Annotated in this window: 2 protein-coding genes and 2 pseudogenes; all 4 read right to left on the bottom strand. The window is 64.8% G+C overall.

Features of this window, described 5'->3' with window-relative positions; genetic code table 11:
* Positions 1-464: pseudogene (locus tag EN991_RS33815) on the bottom strand (flagellar motor switch protein FliG); the annotation flags it as partial.
* Positions 465-507: 43 nt separating this feature from the next.
* Positions 508-894 (bottom strand): flagellar motor switch protein FliN, encoded by a 387-nt coding sequence (fliN, locus tag EN991_RS33810; protein WP_023809994.1) that lies wholly within the window; start codon positions 892-894, stop codon positions 508-510.
* A gap of 16 nt (positions 895-910) precedes the next feature.
* The gene (locus EN991_RS33805) at positions 911-1858 is read right to left on the bottom strand and encodes a FliM/FliN family flagellar motor switch protein (RefSeq protein WP_013529804.1); all 948 of its coding nucleotides are present in this window, start codon (positions 1856-1858) and stop codon (positions 911-913) included.
* A gap of 32 nt (positions 1859-1890) precedes the next feature.
* Positions 1891-2089 (bottom strand): annotated as a pseudogene (locus tag EN991_RS33800) (flagellar motor stator protein MotA); the annotation flags it as partial.

The following is a 2089-nucleotide window of genomic DNA, read 5'->3' as shown; positions in this document are numbered from 1 at the left end:
GTCAGTGTCAGCAGCACGCTCGCCGCCACCTGCGGCGCCAGCTTCGACAACACCATGGCCGCTGTCTGCGGATGCTCACCGGCCAGGAAGGCGCCAAGCCGCGCCGGTTCGAGCTTTTCGAGCTCGGGCCAGATCGGCGGCGGGCCTTCCGGTGCGACCTCGAATTTCCTGTCGCCCATGATCGCGCTCATCTCTTCGGGCGAGAGCGATTCGTTGAGGATGGTGTCCATCCTGTCGGCGGAATCGAGCAATCCCGCCCCTTCGGTGAATTCGGCCTCGAACTCAGCGACAATGCGCTCAAGATCGCTTTGCGGAATCGTCCGCAGCAGCCGGGCGCCCTCGATCAGGGCCTTCAGTTCTTCCTGCTTGAAGAATTTCAGCAGGCGGCTGGCCGACGGCTTGCCCATCGCCACAAGTATGGCGGCCGCCTTCTGCGCGCGGGTCAAGGTCACCGGCGTCGTCATGCCACTCGCCTCCGCTGCCACCGGCAAGCCCCGCAAACCATGTCTAGGCGCCCTTCGTGCCGGCGATGATTTCGGTCAGCCTGATGCCGAAGCGCGAAGGATCGCTTTCCAGCACGGTGATCTCGCCGCGCGCGATCTTTCGGCCGTTGACCACGACGTCGACAGGTTCGCCGATGCGGCGATTGAGCGCCACGGTCGACCCTTTTTGCAGCGCCATCAGATCGGAGACCGGCATCTCGGTGCTGCCGAGGATGATCTGGACATCGACGGGGATGTTCATGATCACGCTCGAATTGGCCGACGAGGCCGCCCTGAACGCCGCATCGGGGCGTTGCTCCTCTTCATGCAGGACCCCGCGCAATTCTTCGATGGCACGGTCGAGTTGCTCGTCCGGCTGGTCGAGGTCGGCTTCCGCCTTGGTTTTGGCCATGATCGTCTCCAAATGCTCAGGCGCGTCCGGCGGCAGCCGGCATCAGCCCGTCGATAAAGTCCTGCCCGGCATCGTAAGGTTGCCTGATCCGGACGGTGTAATTCTGTCCCAGTTTGCCGAACTCGCATACGAACAGCGTCTTGCCCCGTGCGCTGAGACGCGCCTGGGACTGGGCCGTTTCCTCGAATTCGATGACATCGCCGATTTCGAAACCGGCGAGGTCGCCGAGCGTCAGCCGCGCCAGCGGCATCGTGGCCTCGAGCGCCACGGTGGAGCGCATCACCTCTTCCGAGAAGCGGGCGCGCCAGCTGGGGCCGTGATCGTCGTCGCTGACAGGCACGGCTCCGTCGCGGCTGGCCAGCACGACGCGCTGCGGCATCGTCACCGTCACGGTGCCACTGTCGGCCGGCGTCGAGATGCCAAGCACGATGCGGATTGCCGCGCCATCGCGCAGCACGTACCGCTTCGCCTCGGTGCCCGACATTGCCCGCGGCGCGGGCAGGCGCAGGTCGAGCGAACGCTTTCCCGATCCGTTGAGGGCCTGTGCGACCTGCTGGAACACCATGGTCGAAACATCGATTTCGATTTGCGACAGATCGCGTTCGATCGGCGATGCCGGCAGATCCGGGTCGCCGCCGAACAGCGTGCAGACCATGATGGCGATCGCCGGAGCATCGATCACCAGGGTCATCGCATCGGAGGACGCCGACGAGCCGATCACGGTCATCGCAAACGTGTCGCCGGCACGCGAACGCGCCTCGGGAACGCGGCTGACCTCGATCGCTTTGAGATCGACGACGACCGGAACGCCAAACTCGCTGGTCAGGGTTTTCTGCAGCAGCGGCACGGCGCGTTCGGCCATGGCGCGGCCTGCGTCGATGACCTGCGCGGCCTCGCCGCTGTCGCCGACCAGACGCTCGATGATCAGCGAGCGCGCTTCCGCTGGACTGCCCAGGCTGGTCATGACAGTGCCGGGACCGATCTGTCGCGCATCGTTCAGGCGGCCTTCTTTTCGACGGTGCCGGTATTCATCGTGCTCTGCTCGACCGCGTCGATCGTCGGCCGTTCATAGGACGAGATGGTCTTGCGGCCGAACTCGATCGCCACCTGCGGCAGCGCGCCGTTCATGTAGGCCAACAGCGTCTGCTTGACGATGATATAGAGGCGGTTCTTCTTCTCGCGCACTGTCTTGATC

It is taken from the genome of Mesorhizobium sp. M7A.F.Ca.US.005.03.2.1 (genome assembly GCF_003997795.1).
GTDB classification, from domain to species: domain Bacteria; phylum Pseudomonadota; class Alphaproteobacteria; order Rhizobiales; family Rhizobiaceae; genus Mesorhizobium; species Mesorhizobium ciceri.
The sequence above is the reverse complement of the archived record's forward strand: the minus strand, read 5'-3'. Positions and strand labels throughout refer to the sequence as shown.